Below are 958 nucleotides of genomic sequence, written 5' to 3' on the forward strand. Positions count from 1 at the left end.
ACGACGTCGATCCCGCCCTTCATCAGCTCGTCCGCCATCGCCGCCGCGTTCTTCTTGACCTGCGCCGCGTAGGTCTTGAACTCGGGACGCAGCGCCTCGCCGAAGGCCACCGCCTTGGCCGCGATCACATGCATCAGCGGGCCGCCCTGCAGGCCCGGGAAGACGGCCGAGTTCATCTTCTTGGCGATCTCCTCGTCGTTGCAGAGGATCATGCCGCCGCGCGGGCCGCGCAAGCTCTTGTGCGTCGTCGTGGTCACGACATGGGCATGCGGCAGCGGCGAGGCGTGGACCCCGCCCGCGACCAGCCCCGCGATATGGGCCATGTCGACATGCAGGTAGGCGCCGATCTCGTCGGCGATGGCGCGGAACGCCGCCCAGTCCCACTCGCGGCTGTAGGCGGTGCCGCCGGCGAGGATGAGCTTGGGCCGGTGCTCCAGCGCCTTGGCGCGGACGTCGTCCATGTCGAGCCGCTGGTCCTGGGCGCGCACGCCGTAGGAGACGACGTTGAACCACTTGCCCGACATGTTGACCGGCGAGCCGTGGGTGAGGTGGCCGCCCGAGTTGAGGTCGAGCCCCATGAACGTGTCTCCGGGCTTGAGGAGCGCCAGGAACACCGCCTGGTTCATCTGCGACCCCGAGTTCGGCTGGACGTTGGCGTAGTTGCAGTTGAAGAGCGCCTTGGCGCGCTCGATCGCCAGCGTCTCGGCGACGTCGACATACTGGCAGCCGCCGTAGTAGCGCTTGCCCGGATAGCCCTCGGCATACTTGTTGGTCAGCACCGAGCCCTGCGCTTCGAGCACCGCGAGCGAGACGATGTTCTCCGAGGCGATCAGCTCGATCTCGTCGCGCTGACGGCCAAGCTCGTCGCGGATCGAGCCGAAAAGCTCCGGGTCGCGCGAGGAAAGCGGTTCAGTGAAAAATCCGGTGTCGCGGATTGCGGTGTCCATAAGCGTCTCCT

1 protein-coding gene is annotated in these 958 nt (G+C 67.0%); it reads right to left on the reverse strand.

The window, feature by feature from the left end:
• Window positions 1-947, reverse strand: a 947-nt coding sequence (gene glyA, locus R5H32_RS20910) for a serine hydroxymethyltransferase (protein ID WP_318340566.1), incomplete at its 3' end; no start/stop codon positions are given.
• Window positions 948-958 lie beyond the last annotated feature (11 nt).

The sequence above is a fragment of the Defluviimonas sp. D31 genome (assembly GCF_033436765.1).
In the GTDB taxonomy this organism is placed as follows: Bacteria; Pseudomonadota; Alphaproteobacteria; order Rhodobacterales; family Rhodobacteraceae; genus Albidovulum.